A 15,899-nucleotide genomic window follows, 5' to 3' on the forward strand; every position below is an offset into this window, starting at 1 on the left:
GGATAGAGAATCATGAAGTACATAATTGACATCGTGCATGGCTTCTTCACCCAGCTTCGCAGCCTGGTGATGATTTTCGGCCATGCCTTCCGCAAGCGCGACACGCTGCAGTACCCGGAAGAACCGGTCTACCTGCCGCCGCGCTACCGTGGCCGTATCGTCCTGACCCGCGACCCCGACGGTGAAGAGCGTTGTGTAGCGTGCAACCTGTGCGCCGTGGCGTGCCCGGTGGGTTGCATCTCGCTGCAGAAAGCTGAAACCGAAGACGGTCGCTGGTACCCGGACTTCTTCCGCATCAACTTCTCGCGCTGCATTTTCTGCGGCCTCTGCGAGGAAGCCTGCCCGACCACCGCGATCCAGCTCACGCCGGATTTCGAAATGGCCGAGTTCAAACGTCAGGACCTGGTGTACGAGAAAGAAGATCTTTTGATCTCCGGCCCCGGCAAAAACCCTGATTACAACTTCTATCGTGTTGCAGGTATGGCGATTGCCGGTAAGCCGAAGGGCTCCGCGCAGAATGAAGCCGAACCGATCAACGTGAAGAGCTTGCTGCCTTAAGGAAGAAAGATGGAATTCGCTTTCTATTTCGCATCGGGTATCGCTGTGGTGTCCACGCTTCGCGTGATCACCAACACCAACCCTGTGCACGCCCTGCTCTACCTGATCATTTCGCTGATCGCCGTGGCCATGACGTTCTTCGCCCTCGGCGCACCGTTTGCCGGTGTCCTGGAAGTGATCGCCTACGCTGGCGCCATCATGGTGCTGTTCGTGTTCGTGGTGATGATGCTGAACCTGGGCCCGGCCTCGGTTCAGCAAGAGCGCGTCTGGCTCAAGCCCGGTATCTGGCTCGGTCCGGTCATTCTCGGCGCCCTGCTGCTGGCTGAACTGCTGTACGTGCTGTTCGCCCACCAGAGCGGTGAAGCCGTCGGCCACACCACCGTAGACGCCAAGGCCGTGGGCATCAGCCTGTTCGGTCCTTACCTGCTGGTGGTTGAACTCGCCTCGATGCTGCTGCTCGCTGCAGCCGTGACGGCGTTCCACTTGGGCCGCAACGAAGCCAAGGAGCAATGACGATGCCTGCTATCCCTATGGAGCATGGTCTGGCGGTCGCCGGCATCCTGTTCTGCCTCGGTCTGGTCGGCCTGATGGTCCGCCGCAACATCCTTTTCGTGCTGATGAGCCTGGAGGTCATGATGAATGCCTCCGCACTGGCGTTCATCGTTGCCGGTAGCCGCTGGGCGCAGCCGGATGGACAGATCATGTTCATCCTGGTGATCAGCCTGGCAGCCGCCGAGGCCAGTATCGGCCTGGCGATTCTGTTGCAACTGTATCGCCGCTTCCACACGCTCGATATCGACGCTGCCAGTGAGATGCGCGGATGAACCTACTCTTTCTGACTTTCGTATTCCCTCTCATTGGTTTCCTGCTGCTGTCGTTCTCCCGTGGACGCATCTCGGAAAACCTGGCCGCATTGATCGGCGTGGGTTCCATCGGTCTGTCGGCAATCGTGACCGCCTACGTGATCTGGCAATTCAACGTCGCCCCGCCAGAAGGCGGTCACTACACCCAGGTGTTGTGGCAGTGGATGGCGGTGGAAGGCTTCACGCCGAACTTCGCGCTGTATCTGGACGGCCTGTCCGTGACCATGCTCGGCGTAGTTGTCGGCGTCGGCTTCCTGATCCACCTGTTCGCGTCCTGGTACATGCGCGGTGAAGCCGGTTACTCGCGCTTCTTCGCCTACACCAACCTGTTTATCGCCAGCATGCTGTTCCTGGTACTGGGCGATAACCTGTTGTTCCTGTACTTCGGTTGGGAAGGCGTGGGCCTGTGCTCGTACCTGCTGATCGGTTTCTACTACAGCAACCGCAACAACGGTAACGCGGCACTCAAAGCCTTCATCGTGACCCGTATCGGTGACGTGTTCATGGCCATCGGCCTGTTCATTCTGTTTGCCCAGCTGGGCACGCTGAACGTTCAGGAACTGCTGGTGCTGGCACCGCAGAAATTCCAGACCGGCGACTTCTGGATGGTCATGGCCACCCTGATGCTGCTCGGTGGTGCTGTCGGTAAATCCGCGCAACTGCCGCTGCAAACCTGGCTGGCGGACGCGATGGCCGGTCCTACCCCGGTTTCGGCACTGATCCACGCCGCAACCATGGTGACCGCCGGTGTCTACCTGATCGCCCGTACCCACGGCCTGTTCACCCTGGCGCCGGAAATCCTGCACCTGGTGGGCATCGTTGGCGGCGTGACCCTGGTTCTGGCGGGCTTCGCTGCCCTGGTCCAGACCGACATCAAGCGCATCCTCGCCTATTCGACCATGAGCCAGATCGGCTACATGTTCCTGGCCCTGGGCGTTGGTGCCTGGGACGGCGCGATCTTCCACCTGATGACTCACGCCTTCTTCAAGGCCCTGCTGTTCCTTGCTTCCGGTGCGGTGATCGTTGCCTGCCACCACGAGCAGAACATCTTCAAGATGGGCGGTCTGTGGAAGAAACTGCCACTGGCCTACGCCAGCTTCATCGTCGGCGGCGCGGCCCTGGCGGCCCTGCCTCTGGTCACCGCAGGCTTCTACTCCAAGGACGAAATCCTCTGGGAAGCGTTCGCCAGCGGCAACAACGGTCTGCTCTATGCCGGTCTGGTCGGCGCGTTCATGACTTCGCTGTACACCTTCCGCCTGATCTTCATCGCGTTCCACGGTGAAGCGAAGACCGAAGCCCACGCCGGTCACGGTATCGCCCACTGGCTGCCTCTGTCGGTGCTGATCGTATTGTCGACCTTCATCGGCGCGATGATCGTTCCACCGCTGCACGGCGTGCTGCCGCAAAGCGTCGGCCATGCCGGCGGCGAAGCCAAGCACAGTCTGGAAATCGCTTCGGGCGCCATTGCCCTGGCCGGTATCCTGCTGGCTGCGTTGCTGTTCCTCGGCAAGCGTCGCTTCGTCACCGCCATCGCCAACAGCGGCATCGGCCGTTTCCTTTCGGCCTGGTGGTTCGCTGCCTGGGGCTTCGACTGGATCTACGACAAACTGTTCGTCAAGCCTTACCTGGCGATCAGCCACATCCTGCGCAAAGACCCGCTCGACCAGACCATCGGTCTGATCCCGCGCATGGCCAAAGGCGGTCACACCGCCCTGAGCCGTACCGAGACCGGTCAACTGCGTTGGTATGCCGCCTCGATGGCTGCGGGTGCCGTGCTGGTAATTGGCGCCGTCGTGCTGGTAGCGGTCTGATATGAACCTTGCGAATTTGCGAAAGGAAACGAGCCCGTCATGATTCTGCCTTGGCTAATCCTGATTCCCTTTATCGGCGGCCTGCTGTGCTGGATGGGTGAGCGCTTCGGCTCTACCCTCCCGCGCTGGATTGCGTTGCTGACCATGTCCCTGGAACTCGCTCTCGGCCTCTGGCTGTGGGCCCATGGCGACTATTCATTTGCACCGGCGCCTGGCGCCGACCCGACCTGGGCGCTTGAGTTCAAGCATGTCTGGATCGAGCGTTTCGGCATCAGCGTGCACCTGGCCCTCGACGGCCTGTCGCTGTTGATGATCATGCTGACCGGTCTGCTGGGCGTGCTCTCGGTACTCTGCTCGTGGAAAGAGATCCAGCGTCACGTTGGTTTCTTCCACCTGAACCTGATGTGGATCCTGGGCGGTGTCGTCGGCGTGTTCCTCGCCCTCGACCTGTTCATGTTCTTCTTCTTCTGGGAAATGATGCTGGTGCCGATGTACTTCCTCATCGCGCTCTGGGGTCACAGTTCTTCGGACGGCAAGAAAACCCGGATCTACGCGGCGACCAAGTTCTTCATCTTCACTCAGGCTTCCGGCCTGATCATGCTGGTGGCGATCCTCGGTCTGGTCCTGGTCAACTTCAACGACACCGGCGTGATTACCTTCAACTACGCCGACCTGTTGAAGACCAAGATGTCGACGACCACCGAGTACATCCTGATGCTCGGCTTCTTCATCGCCTTCGCGGTCAAGCTGCCAGTCGTACCGTTCCACTCCTGGTTGCCTGACGCTCACGCCCAGGCGCCGACCGCAGGTTCCGTCGACCTCGCCGGTATCTTGCTGAAGACCGCTGCCTACGGCCTGCTGCGTTTCGCCCTGCCGCTGTTCCCGAATGCCTCGGCCGAGTTCGCGCCGATCGCCATGACCCTGGGTCTGATCGGGATCTTCTACGGTGCGTTCCTGGCCTTTGCACAAACCGACATCAAGCGCCTGATTGCCTTCTCGTCCGTTTCCCACATGGGTTTCGTACTGATCGGCATCTACTCCGGCAGCCAACTGGCGCTGCAGGGTGCAGTCATGCAGATGCTGGCGCACGGTCTGTCGGCCGCAGCACTCTTTATCCTCAGTGGTCAGCTGTACGAACGCACCCACACCCGCGACATGCGTGAAATGGGTGGCCTGTGGTCGAAGATCGCTTACCTGCCAGCCCTCAGCCTGTTCTTCGCAGCAGCGTCCCTGGGCTTGCCGGGTACCGGTAACTTCGTCGGTGAGTTCCTGATCCTGATCGGCACCTTCCCGGTCGCACCATGGATCACCATCATCGCCACGTCCGGCCTGGTGTTCGGTTCGGTCTACTCGCTGATCATGATCCACCGTGCGTACTTCGGTCCGGCCAAGTCGGACGCGGTACTGCACGGCATGGACAGTCGCGAACTGATCATGGTGGTCGGTCTGGCTGCACTGCTGATCTATATCGGCGTGTACCCACAACCGTTCCTCGATACCTCTGCCGCTACGATGCATGGCGTGCAGCAATGGCTCGGCACCGCCTTCACTCAACTCGCTTCGGCCCGGTAAGAGCGCTATGGAATTCACGACTCAACACTTTATCGCGCTAGCGCCGTTGTTGATCACCAGCGCCACGATCATCGTGGTGATGCTGGCGATCGCCTGGCGCCGCAACCACTCCCAGACCTTCCTGCTGTCGGTGGCGGGCCTGAACCTGGCTTTGCTGTCGATCCTGCCGGCCCTGAAAGTCGCGCCCCTGGCCGTGACGCCATTGCTGCAGATCGACACCTTCGCTTGCCTGTACATGGCGCTGATCCTGGTCGCCACCCTCGCCTGTGTGACCCTTGCCCACGCCTACCTCGGCGATGGCGGTTCGGGTTACCCGGGCAACCGTGAAGAACTGTACCTGCTGATCCTGATGGCCGCCGCCGGTGGCCTGGTGCTGGTCAGCGCGCAGCACCTGGCCGGGTTGTTCATCGGTCTGGAACTGCTCTCGGTGCCGGTCTACGGTCTGGTAGCTTACGCCTTCTTCAACAAGCGTTCGCTGGAAGCCGGTATCAAGTACATGGTGCTGTCGGCTGCCGGTTCCGCGTTCCTGTTGTTCGGCATGGCGCTGCTGTACGCAGACTCAGGTTCCCTGAGCTTCACCGGTATCGGTCAGGCGCTGGCGGCAACGGGCCTGCCTAGCTCGCTGGCGCAACTGGGCCTGGGCATGATGCTGATCGGCCTGGCGTTCAAGCTGTCGCTGGTACCGTTCCACCTGTGGACTCCGGACGTCTACGAAGGTGCTCCGGCACCGGTGGCTGCGTTCCTGGCCACCGCTTCGAAAGTCGCCGTGTTCGCAGTGATGGTGCGTCTGTTCCAGATCTCCCCTGCCGCAAGCAGCGGCGTTCTGAGCGACGTGCTGACGGTTATCGCCATCGCCTCGATCCTGTTCGGTAACCTGCTGGCGCTGACCCAGAGCAATCTCAAGCGTCTGCTGGGTTACTCGTCCATCGCCCACTTCGGCTACCTGCTGATCGCCCTGGTGGCGAGCAAGGGTCTGGCCGTGGAAGCCATCGGCGTGTACCTGGTCACCTACGTGATCACCAGCCTCGGGGCGTTCGGCGTGATCACCCTGATGTCCTCGCCGTACAACGGCCGTGACGCCGATGCCCTGTACGAATACCGCGGCCTGTTCTGGCGCCGTCCGTACCTGACCGCCGTACTGACCGTGATGATGCTGTCCCTGGCCGGTATCCCGCTGACCGCGGGCTTCATCGGCAAGTTCTACATCATCGCCACCGGCGTCGAGTCCCATCAATGGTGGCTGGTCGGCTCCCTGGTACTGGGCAGTGCCATCGGCGTGTACTACTACCTGCGCGTCATGGTCACCCTCTACCTGATCGAACCGAGCCTGCGTCGCCACGATGCGCAACTGCATTGGGAACAGAAAGCAGGCGGTGTGATGCTGCTGGCCATTGCCGTGGTCGCGTTCTTCCTCGGCGTCTACCCACAACCGCTGCTGACCCTGGTTCAGCAATCGGGTCTGGCGGGTTGATTGTTTAGACGAACCTGGCAATAAACAGAAACGGCACCTTCGGGTGCCGTTTTTGCTTTATGGGATTTCAGTATCCCGGGAGTGCTGTCCAAGTGAGTCCTACATCATGGGATGGACAGACTGTAGGAATAGCCGCCAGCTGAAATGTTTTGGCCTTCCTACCCTACCCTTTTCAGGAAGCAACCTGCTTGAAGGTGTGCAATAGCTGACATCCAATCATCGCTGCCGGACGTATGGTGCATGGAAAGCCGTTCGGAACATCCAATGAAACAGGAAACCCTCACATTACGGGACAGTCGTTTTGATTACCCATCCCGCTCGACACATGAAGACGTAACCTATCGTGAAATTACTTTGGTCAACGACCTTTATTCTGGCCATATTTGGCCAGAATAAAGGAGAAGAGCCATGATCATCGTTCCGCTGGCCGAAGCAAAAAACAATCTGTCCAAACTCGTCGATGATGCGGCCGCCGGGCAGGTCATTACGATCGCCAAACATGGTCGTGCGCTTGCTCGACTGGTTCCCGTGGGAAAAGCCAGCGGGCAACGCATCGGGGCGATGAAGGGCAAACTGAACTTGCCTCAAGACTTCGATGCACCGCTGCCAGACGAGATGCTGGATGCATTTGAAGGAATCCCCGAATGAGGGTTCTGCTCGACACCCACATCTTGCTTTGGACCCTGTGCGACGACCCCAGGTTATCCGGCAAAGCCAGAAAGCTCATTGAAAACGCCGCCGATGTTTATATCAGCGCCGCGACATTCTGGGAGTTGGCAATCAAGATCGGGTTAGGAAAGCTGAATGTCGATCTGGAGGAAATTCGTCAGTACTGTCGCGAAAGCGGGTTCATCGAGCTACCGGTGACGTCAGAACATTGCATTGCGGTGAAAGACCTCGAACATCACCACCGGGATCCGTTCGCCCGCCTGCTTGTGGCAACGGCCATGACCGAACCCATGAAGCTGCTCACTACCGATTCCAGCATTGCCCGGTACACGGACCTGGCGGTACTGGTCTGATCGATTGAAACGGCACCTTCGGGTGCCGTTTTTGCGTCTACAGCAATTGGCCCCAAGCCCTCCGTCCTTTTTAGCAAGCACTCGCCGAACGGTACCGCCGGGCTGCACATGACGAAATTGTAATCACCCTATCACCTTGGCGTTATCCGCCCATTGCAAGGATGTCACCCGGCGCCCTGGCAGGCGCCCCCATGCCTGCCACCGCCCCAAAAGGCTCACGTCCCGGGCATGTACCCGCGCGGCCAAACCCAAGGAGTGATTGATGGTTAACAAGACTAAATGGTCGATAGCGGCGTTAGCGCTGGTTATCGGCTCCGCGCCATCCATGGTGTCAGCGCAAGATAAAGCCGAAGGGTTTATCGAGGGCAGTAGCCTGACCGTGCTCAACCGCAACTTCTACTTCAACCGTGATTACCGTAAAGGCCAGTCCAGTTCAACCGGTAACGGGTATACAGAAACCTGGGCTCACGCGATTATCAGCAAGTTTGAATCCGGCTACACACAGGGCACCGTCGGGGTGGGTTTGGATGCGTTTGCCATGATCGGCGTGAAGCTCGATACCGGCGACGGTCGCAACGGTGGCAACGTACTGCCTGTCAATAACGAAGGCCAGGCGCAGGACGAATACTCCAAGGTCGGAGGCGCCGCCAAAGTGCGCGCCTTTGATACGGAAATAAAAGTCGGCGATGTATTCCCCGCCACCCCGGTCGTCGCTGCCGGCGATTCCAGGCTGATGCCGCAAAGCTTCAAGGGCGTCACCGCGACCAATAGCAGTATCGACGGTTTGTCGATACAGGGCGGTCGCGTGCATGCGATGAGCCAGCCGGACTCCAGTGACATGAACGAAAACTTCGAGGCTTTCTATGGCGGTCCGGTCGATTCACCCTGGCTCGCTTATTTCGGTGGCGACTACGAACTGAACGACAATCTCAGCTTCAGCCTGTACTCCAGCCGTCTCAAGGAAGCCTGGAATCAGTACTACGCCGGCACCACGTGGACTTACCCGTTGTCGACCGACCTGTCGCTGTTTGGCGGCGTGAACTATTACAAGGCCGTCGACGAAGGCAAGCAATTGCTCGGCGCGTTCGACAACGACATCTGGAGCGCCAAGGCCGGCGTGAAATTCGGCGCCCACTCCATCGCACTGTCGCACCAGCAAAACAACGGCAATGACGACTTCGACTATCTGAGACAGTCCGATTCGATCTACCTCGACAACTCCATCCAGTACAGCGACTTCAACGCGCCGAAGGAGCGTTCCTGGATGGTGCGCTACGACCTCGACATGACGGGCTATGGTGTTCCGGGGCTGTCGTTCATGACCCGTTATGCTCGTGGCAGTGATGCCGACTACTCCAACGCCAACTCGGTGTACATGCGCCGCGATGACGAAGGCAACCCGTTGACCGACCAGAAACGCTGGGAGCGCGATATCGAAGCCAAATACGTGGTGCAGAGCGGCTCGCTCAAGGATCTGTCCTTGCGTGTGCGTCAAGCCACTACCCGCGCCACGGCGTTTGAATCAGACCTGAATGAAGTACGGGTGATTATCGAGTATCCGCTGGCCGTTCTCTGACTTCAGCTTTTGTACAAATTCACCTTTAGAAGCTCCTGGCTCCTTTGGTAAGAGGTGAATCTTTTGGCGTCCTTCGGGACGCCTTTTTTATTGTCTGGTGTTTAGCCCTCACCCCTTAACCACCACGCCCGGGACAATCCCCCGCCACCGTGTACTTGATCGTATTCAGTTGCCCTTGGGAGTCTTCATACGTCATGGCTGCCGGCACCGCCGCACACCCCGCCACGGGCCGTACAACGCTCACCACCTTGACCACATCCAGTTTCATCCCGTACTCGTAGTCCTTCACCACAGGCACGGGTTTGCCCTGATTGACGGCGTATTGCTCCATGGCACGAGTGTTGGCACTCAGCATTTTCTCGAACACCCTGTCACCGCCACCTTCAGCAAACCCATTGAGCGACACCATCATCGCTGCGGCGAACATAATCAATTTAGTCACTTTCATCTGCAATTCCTTTAAAACCCGGCTGATAAAAAAGCCCATCATCGGCATTCGTTGATGGGCTTATTCAACAAAAAACATTTACAAGTCTTTAGTCTTGTCATCCTTCTTTTCATTCAGCACGACGGGATCACGCGCCTGCTCTTTGGCGACAAACTTCTCCATCGCCTGATCTTTATTCGCCATCATTCTTTTGAAGGTTCTGTCGCCACCACCTGCAGCCAGGACAACAGAAGACATCACCATCGCCGCCGCCAACACACTCAGTTGTACAAGTTTCATGTTTGATTCCTCGTTGAATTAATTTACGGAATCAGGGTAACAATCCGGTCCTATCGTCACGGTGGCGGCGAAATTACAAGTTCGTTATGTGCGCGAATCAACTCTCACTTCCAACGGGAAGTTCTACGCAGTGGGCGTTATCTCCTCCTCCCGCCGATGCGCCAGCTGATACAACGCAGGCAATATCAGCAGCGTCAGGATGGTCGAAGACAGAATCCCGCCAATTACCACCGTCGCCAGCGGACGCTGTACCTCCGCCCCCGTGCCGGTTGCCAGGGCCATGGGAATGAAGCCCAGGGACGCCACCAGCGCCGTCATCAACACGGGCCGCAAACGTGTGAGTGCGCCTTCGTTGATCGCATCACCCAGTGATCGCCCCTCCTCGCGAAGGTTGCGGATGAACGCGATCATCACCAGGCCGTTAAGCACCGCCACCCCCGACAGCGCGATAAACCCCACACCCGCCGAGATCGACAGCGGGATATCGCGCATCCACAACGCCATGACGCCGCCAGTCAAGGCAAATGGAATCCCGGTGAACACCAGCAGCCCATCCTTGAGATTGTTGAACATCATGAACAACAAGCCGAACACCAGCAGCAGCGCCACCGGCACCACGATCTGCAAGCGCTTGGCTGCCGACTGCAATTGCTCGAACTGCCCACCCCAACTGGTCCAGTAACCCGCCGGAACCTGGACCTCGCGCTCGATCACCTTGCCAGCCTCTTCGACGAAGGAGCCGATATCCCGCCCACGCACGTTGGCGCTGACGATCACCAGCCGCTTGCCGTTTTCGCGGCTGACCTGATTCGGTCCGAGCACCAGATCGAGGCTGGCAACGTCCTTGAGGGCGATGAAACCGATCTGATCGGTGGCGCTATTGAGCGGTGCCGGTACCGGGATCAACAGCGCGGACAGGCCCTCGATATCCTTGCGCATGGCATCGGACAGGCGCACCACCATGTCGAAACGCCGGTCACCTTCATACAGCGTCCCGGCCTGACGCCCGCCAACCGCCATTGCAATGGTGTCTTGCACATCGCCGACATTCAGCCCGTAGCGCGCCGCTTTGTCGCGGTCGATGTTGATGGTCAGCACCGGCAAACCAGTGGTTTGCTCGACCTTGACCTCGGCAGCGCCGTCGACCTTCTGCATCGCGGCCGCGATCTTCGCCGCCGTAGTGTTGAGTACGTCCATGTCATCGCCGAACACTTTGACCGCCACGTCGCTGCGCACCCCGGAAATGAGTTCGTTGAAGCGCAACTGGATCGGCTGGGACAGTTCATAGTTGCTGCCCGGCAGCGTCGCCGCGGCTTGTTGCAGTTCGGCCATCAGCGTTTCCCGGGACTTGTCCGGGTCTGGCCACTGCTCCTTCGGCTTGAGCATCACGTAGCTGTCGGAGATGTTCGGCGGCATCGGGTCGGAGGCGATTTCAGCCGTGCCGGTACGGGCGAAGACGCGCTCGACCTCCGGCACTTTGCCCAGGATCGTCGTTTCCAGGCGTTGCTGCATATCGACCGATTGGGTCAGGCTGGTACCCGGCACGCGCAAGGCCTGCAGGGCAAAATCGCCTTCACTGAGACTCGGCACGAATTCGCTGCCCAGGCGACTGGTCAATACGCCACTGAGTGCAAGCACAGCCAGCGCCATGCCCAAGGCCAGCGGCCGATGGCTCATCACCCAGGACAACGCCGGTGCATACACGCGCCTCGCCCCGCGCATGACCACCCCTTCCTGCTCCTTGACCTTACCGGTGACGAACAGCGCAATGGCCGCCGGGACAAAGGTCACCGACAACAGCATGGCGCCCAGCAGCGCGATCACCACGGTGAAGGCCATCGGGTGAAACATTTTCCCTTCGACACCGCTCAGGGCGAAGATCGGCAGGTACACGACCATGATGATCAACTGGCCGAAAATCAACGGTCGCCGCGCCTCTTTGGCTGCCGCAAACACTTCGTGAAAACGCTCGGAGCGGGTCAGCAAACGCCCGTGATGTTGCTGCGCATGGGCCAGCCGTCGCAGGGTGTTTTCGACGATCACCACCGCACCGTCGACGATGATGCCGAAGTCGAGTGCGCCGAGGCTCATCAGGTTCGCGCTGACTTTGTTGGTGAACATGCCGGTAAACGTGAAGAGCATCGACAGCGGAATCACCATCGCGGTAATCAGCGCCGCGCGGATGTTGCCCAGAAACAGGAACAGAATCGCAATGACCAGAATCGCGCCTTCCACCAGGTTCTTCTTCACCGTGGCGATGGCTTTGTCCACCAGATGCGTGCGGTCATACACCGCAACGGCAATCACGCCCTTGGGCAGCGAACGGTTGATCTGCTCAAGTTTGCTGGCCACTGCCTGAGAGACGGTGCGACTGTTCTCGCCGATCAGCATGAACACAGTCCCCAGCACCACTTCGCGACCGTTTTCCGTGGCGGCCCCGGTACGCAGTTCGCGGCCGATATCGACAGTGGCGACGTTCTTGACCCGGATAGGCGTGCCGTCGACGTTGGCCATCACGATATTGGCAATGTCCTCGGTGCTCGCCACCTGACCGGGGGCTCGAATCAGCAACTGCTCGCCGCTGCGCTCGATGTAGCCGGCGCCGACGTTGGCATTGTTGCGCTCCAGCGCCGTGACCAGATCGCCAAGGGTCAGTTTGTAAGCCGCCAGCCGTTTCGGATCCGGGGCAATCTGGTACTCCTTGGCAAACCCGCCAATGGTGTTGATCTCGGCCACGCCGGGGACGTTGCGCAATTGGGGTTTGATGATCCAGTCCTGAATCACCCGCAGATCGGTCGGCGTATAGGCGCTCCCGTCGTCCTTCACCGCCCCTTCCTGCGCCTCCACAGTCCACAGGAAGATCTCGCCGAGCCCGGTGGAAATCGGCCCCATCATCGGGTCCGCCCCCTCGGGCAACTGCTCCCTGGCGATCTGCAGGCGTTCGTTGACCAATTGTCGGGCGAAGAACAGATCGGTGCCCTCCTTGAAAATCACCGTGACCTGCGACAACCCCGAACGCGACAGCGAGCGGGTCTGCTCAAGTCCCGGCAGGCCGGCCATCGCCGTTTCAATCGGGAAGGTGATGCGCTGCTCGGTTTCCAGCGGCGAAAACCCGGCCGCACCGGTGTTGATTTGCACCTGGACATTGGTGATGTCGGGCACGGCGTCGATCGGCAATTTTTGATAACTGGCGATGCCAAGGCCGGCCATGAGAAGAACGGCGAGCATCACAATGATGCGCTGCTCGATGGCAAACTGGATCAGGCGTTCGAACATGAGAACCTCTCGTCGAGGGGGGGGCGGAACGGTGGGATTCACTGACGTTTTCAGTGAGAGTGCTCAGCTGCCGCTTTGCCCAGTTCCGATTTGAGGATGAAGCTGCCGGCGCTGGCGACCTGCACGCCGGCTTCCAGCCCCTGGGTGATTTCCACCTGGCCGGCCGCACGACTGCCTAACTCCACTGGCTGTGCCTTGAACCCGTCGCTGGTGCGCACGAACACTGTGGGTTTGTCCTCGACCGTCTGGATCGCGGTTTCAGGAACGGCGACCCTGGCTTGGCGGCTGTCGGTGGCGACCAAAGCCGTCACAAACAACCCGGGACGCCACGAACCTTGCGGGTTTTCCAGCGTTACGCGAACCGTTGCGGTACGCGTCTGTTCGCCCAGCAGACTGCCGACGTAAGCCACAGTACCCGCAACCTCGGCATTCAGTTCCGGGTTGCTCACCAAGACCGGTTTGCCCACCTGCACCTTGGCCAGATCCTTGGGCGATACGCCGAAGGTCACCCACACCCGGGACAGATCCGAAAGTGTGAAGGCCGTGGTGGTTTCGTCGACCACCTCCCCCGGAGTCAGGTGTTTTTCCACCACCACGCCGTCAAATGGCGCGCGAAGTTCATAGCGATTGCCCCCGGTGGCGACCACGCTGCCGCTGAGCACGCTGATTTTCTGCCGGGCATTGTTCAGGGCGATTTCGGCTTCTTCCAGCGCCTGTCTGGCCTGGAGGAAATCCTGTTCGGCGGAGATTTTGTCCTGCCACAATTTGCGCTCACGCTCGTAAGTGGTTCGCGCCAGCGCCAGACGCCGTTGTGCCGCCGCCTGCTCGCTGCGCTGATCGGAAATCTGCTGACTGGAAATCACTGCCAGCACCTGGCCTTTTTTTACCGATTGCCCGAGGTTGGCCTGTACCGACTCCACTACCCCCGGCACCCGAGGCACCAAATGCGCCGTGCGATCTTCATCGAAACGTACTTCGCCGGGGAACGGCAAGCCGAGACTGATGGGCCGCGCGCCGGCTTCAACCAATTGAATGCCCGCCGCCTTGATCTGTTCGGCATTGAGAGTCAGATACCCTTCCTGGTGTTCACCTTCGGCAGGTTCATCTTCGGCAGGTTCGCCGCCGGCTGATGCGCCAGCTTCGGCATGATCGGCATGCTCCGAAGCTTCATCGGCGTGGGCGTCAATGGAAGCGTTGCCCACCCTGAGCGAGCCGATACCGATGCCCAGGGCCAAGGTCGCCACAGCGACAACGATCAGTTTTTTATCCATGGAAACTCCTCTGCATCAGCCCCTCGGCAACCACGCTGTCGTGAGTGCTTCGCGGCCTCGCAGTTATTTGAAAGATGAAATTCAGGGGCCGACCGCGAGCGCGTCGAGATCGCCAAAAATGCGTTCGATACGGACTCGCGCGTCCGTGGCTTCGGCCACGGCCTGGATGTATTGGGTGCGTGAATCGATCAGGGTCCGTTGGGCGTCGAGCACCTCGAGGAAGCCGAACTTGCCCGCTTCGAAACCTCGGGTAGCGTTGTCGACGGCACTTTGCGCGGCGGGCAGGATGCTTTGGTTGAACGCTTTGACTTCGCCGTTGGCGGTCTGCCATTGCTCCAGCGACGCCTGGATTTCCGTGCGCAACCGTAGCTCAGTGGCATTGCGCAGATCCCGCGCCTGATCACTGCGCCGGGCGGCCGCCAGCACGTTGCCCTGATTGCGGTTGAACAGTGGGATTGGCATCGACAGCCCGACGACGTTTACCCGCTCTTTCTCCTGCTCGCTGTACTGGCTGCCGACGCTCACGGTCAGATCGGGAATCCGTTGCGTCTTCTCCAGTTCCAACGACGCTTCACGCTGGTCGATCTGCATTTTGGCCAGGCGCAGCTCGGCCGTTTGATTCAGACGCTGGAGCAATCGGGTCGGTGGCGGCACGACAGGCAAGCCTTGAGCCGCAGCCTGCACACTGACCGCCGTCGGCAACGGTGCGCCCATGACTTGCGCCAGTTGCTGATAGGCATTGGCCTGATCGCGCTCGGCCCGACTCAACTCCAGACGCACTTGCGACAGTTGCACTTGCGCCCGCGTGCCTTCGACCGGCGATGATTTACCTGCCTGGATGCTGCCTTGCGCCACCCGCAAACCCTGCTCGGCCAGTTCCAGTGACTGGCGGGACAACTGCAAGCGCTGCTGCGCGGTCTGCGCACTGGAGAACGCCTGGATGACGTCCGCTCGCAGCGCATTTCGCTTGAGCTCCAGTTCGATTGCGGCGGCGTCCTGCCCGCGGCTGGCAACATCGATCCGCGCCCCCCGTTTGCCGCCCAGTTCAAGGGGCTGGCTGATCATCACAGTGGTCGTTCGCGATTCGCGCCGCGTATCTTCAGCCTCCCACGACACCTCGGGATTGGGGATCAATCCGGCCTGCTGTCGATCCCCTTCGGCAATGCCGATATCCCACTGGGCAGCCGCCAAATCCGGATTGCCGGCCAACGCCGTTTGCAAAGCCTGATCCAGTGTCAGTATCGAGCCAGACGAAACAGCGGCCAGACACGACCCGGACAGCAACAAAAAGCAGGTGGCAGCCACCCCGCTAGCGGTTTTTTTCAGGCGAGATCGCGCCGTCAGTTCTTTAAACCCGGGCAATTGAATACTTCCTTCGATAAACCAAGAATCTTCGATCCCGCCACGTTAGGGTTTTGAACTTATCGACAAGGTGACTGGAAAATTACAAATACGTTATTCAACAGCCCGACAAGTTGTTTTGCTCTAGCATGCTGAGTGCAAAGGCGATCACAGCAATACAATGAAACAAATACACGCATTTATCCGCCGAACTGTAGTTGCCTGATTTAAAACCCCGTGAAGATGAAGAACTATCATCCGCGGGCTCTGCGACAAGCTGTCGCAGAGCCCGACTTTCAAGGCCGATGACCGAGGGTTGCGGTTGACTCTGTAGCCACTACAGACTTTACCCTGCACGCCGTTACCCGGAGAAACATTTGCAGGAAAGCAGCATTGCACTCAACCAGTCGT

Annotated in this window: 14 protein-coding genes; 9 read left to right on the top strand and 5 right to left on the bottom strand. The window is 59.5% G+C overall.

Annotated features, from left to right (window positions below):
• Positions 1-9: 9 nt before the first annotated feature.
• From nuoI to KW839_RS17210, 9 genes are all read left to right on the top strand, one after another.
• Positions 10-558, top strand: a complete 549-nt coding sequence (gene nuoI, locus KW839_RS17170) for an NADH-quinone oxidoreductase subunit NuoI (protein ID WP_060543552.1) — start codon at positions 10-12, stop codon at positions 556-558.
• Positions 559-567: 9 nt separating this feature from the next.
• Complete coding sequence (nuoJ, locus tag KW839_RS17175; RefSeq protein WP_060543551.1) at positions 568-1,071, top strand: NADH-quinone oxidoreductase subunit J; 504 nt, start codon at positions 568-570, stop codon at positions 1,069-1,071.
• A gap of 2 nt (positions 1,072-1,073) precedes the next feature.
• Positions 1,074-1,382 (top strand): NADH-quinone oxidoreductase subunit NuoK, encoded by a 309-nt coding sequence (gene nuoK, locus KW839_RS17180; protein WP_007946416.1) that lies wholly within the window; start codon positions 1,074-1,076, stop codon positions 1,380-1,382.
• Positions 1,379-3,232, top strand: a complete 1,854-nt coding sequence (nuoL, locus tag KW839_RS17185; protein WP_218425002.1) for an NADH-quinone oxidoreductase subunit L — start codon at positions 1,379-1,381, stop codon at positions 3,230-3,232. Before nuoK ends, nuoL begins: the two co-directional genes overlap by 4 nt.
• Before the next feature lie 39 nt (positions 3,233-3,271).
• Entirely contained in the window at positions 3,272-4,804 is a 1,533-nt protein-coding gene (nuoM, locus tag KW839_RS17190) for an NADH-quinone oxidoreductase subunit M (protein ID WP_218425003.1), read from the top strand.
• Between the two features lie 7 nt (positions 4,805-4,811).
• Complete coding sequence (gene nuoN / locus KW839_RS17195; protein WP_060543548.1) at positions 4,812-6,275, top strand: NADH-quinone oxidoreductase subunit NuoN; 1,464 nt, start codon at positions 4,812-4,814, stop codon at positions 6,273-6,275.
• A gap of 408 nt (positions 6,276-6,683) precedes the next feature.
• Positions 6,684-6,923, top strand: coding sequence for a type II toxin-antitoxin system Phd/YefM family antitoxin (locus KW839_RS17200; RefSeq protein ID WP_060543547.1), 240 nt, complete (start codon positions 6,684-6,686; stop codon positions 6,921-6,923).
• On the top strand, positions 6,920-7,297 hold the full coding sequence (locus KW839_RS17205) for a type II toxin-antitoxin system VapC family toxin (RefSeq protein ID WP_060543546.1): 378 nt from the start codon (positions 6,920-6,922) through the stop codon (positions 7,295-7,297). The genes KW839_RS17200 and KW839_RS17205 overlap by 4 nt, the downstream gene beginning before the upstream one ends.
• A 262-nt stretch (positions 7,298-7,559) precedes the next feature.
• Positions 7,560-8,873, top strand: coding sequence for an OprD family porin (locus KW839_RS17210; RefSeq protein ID WP_218425004.1), 1,314 nt, complete (start codon positions 7,560-7,562; stop codon positions 8,871-8,873).
• A 115-nt stretch (positions 8,874-8,988) separates the two neighbouring features.
• Here KW839_RS17210 and KW839_RS17215 read toward each other — a convergent pair whose 3' ends face one another.
• The 5 genes from KW839_RS17215 to KW839_RS17235 form a co-directional block, all read right to left on the bottom strand.
• Positions 8,989-9,321: a DUF2790 domain-containing protein gene (locus KW839_RS17215; protein ID WP_218425005.1), complete on the bottom strand. Its 333-nt coding sequence runs from the start codon at positions 9,319-9,321 to the stop codon at positions 8,989-8,991.
• A gap of 78 nt (positions 9,322-9,399) precedes the next feature.
• The gene (locus KW839_RS17220; protein WP_060543544.1) at positions 9,400-9,600 is read right to left on the bottom strand and encodes a co-regulatory protein PtrA N-terminal domain-containing protein; all 201 of its coding nucleotides are present in this window, start codon (positions 9,598-9,600) and stop codon (positions 9,400-9,402) included.
• Positions 9,601-9,723: 123 nt separating this feature from the next.
• On the bottom strand, positions 9,724-12,876 hold the full coding sequence (locus KW839_RS17225) for an efflux RND transporter permease subunit (RefSeq protein WP_218425006.1): 3,153 nt from the start codon (positions 12,874-12,876) through the stop codon (positions 9,724-9,726).
• Positions 12,877-12,926: 50 nt separating this feature from the next.
• Positions 12,927-14,147: an efflux RND transporter periplasmic adaptor subunit gene (locus KW839_RS17230; RefSeq protein ID WP_218425007.1), complete on the bottom strand. Its 1,221-nt coding sequence runs from the start codon at positions 14,145-14,147 to the stop codon at positions 12,927-12,929.
• An 81-nt stretch (positions 14,148-14,228) separates the two neighbouring features.
• On the bottom strand, positions 14,229-15,509 hold the full coding sequence (locus tag KW839_RS17235) for a TolC family protein (RefSeq protein ID WP_218425008.1): 1,281 nt from the start codon (positions 15,507-15,509) through the stop codon (positions 14,229-14,231).
• Positions 15,510-15,899 lie beyond the last annotated feature (390 nt).

Source organism: Pseudomonas sp. PDM31, from assembly GCF_019218965.1.
Classification (GTDB): domain Bacteria; phylum Pseudomonadota; class Gammaproteobacteria; order Pseudomonadales; family Pseudomonadaceae; genus Aquipseudomonas.

Excerpts from the sequence above, each read along its gene's own strand:
- nuoL (WP_218425002.1), top strand. The coding sequence starts at position 1,379 with ATGAACCTACTCTTTCTGACTTTCGTATTCCCTCTCATTGGTTTCCTG.
- KW839_RS17210 (WP_218425004.1), top strand. The coding sequence starts at position 7,560 with ATGGTTAACAAGACTAAATGGTCGATAGCGGCGTTAGCGCTGGTTATC.
- nuoM (WP_218425003.1), top strand. The coding sequence starts at position 3,272 with ATGATTCTGCCTTGGCTAATCCTGATTCCCTTTATCGGCGGCCTGCTG.
- nuoJ (WP_060543551.1), top strand. The coding sequence starts at position 568 with ATGGAATTCGCTTTCTATTTCGCATCGGGTATCGCTGTGGTGTCCACG.
- KW839_RS17215 (WP_218425005.1), bottom strand. The coding sequence starts at position 9,321 with ATGAAAGTGACTAAATTGATTATGTTCGCCGCAGCGATGATGGTGTCG.
- nuoN (WP_060543548.1), top strand. The coding sequence starts at position 4,812 with ATGGAATTCACGACTCAACACTTTATCGCGCTAGCGCCGTTGTTGATC.
- KW839_RS17220 (WP_060543544.1), bottom strand. The coding sequence starts at position 9,600 with ATGAAACTTGTACAACTGAGTGTGTTGGCGGCGGCGATGGTGATGTCT.
- KW839_RS17205 (WP_060543546.1), top strand. The coding sequence starts at position 6,920 with ATGAGGGTTCTGCTCGACACCCACATCTTGCTTTGGACCCTGTGCGAC.
- KW839_RS17225 (WP_218425006.1), bottom strand. The coding sequence starts at position 12,876 with ATGTTCGAACGCCTGATCCAGTTTGCCATCGAGCAGCGCATCATTGTG.
- KW839_RS17200 (WP_060543547.1), top strand. The coding sequence starts at position 6,684 with ATGATCATCGTTCCGCTGGCCGAAGCAAAAAACAATCTGTCCAAACTC.
- KW839_RS17230 (WP_218425007.1), bottom strand. The coding sequence starts at position 14,147 with ATGGATAAAAAACTGATCGTTGTCGCTGTGGCGACCTTGGCCCTGGGC.
- nuoK (WP_007946416.1), top strand. The coding sequence starts at position 1,074 with ATGCCTGCTATCCCTATGGAGCATGGTCTGGCGGTCGCCGGCATCCTG.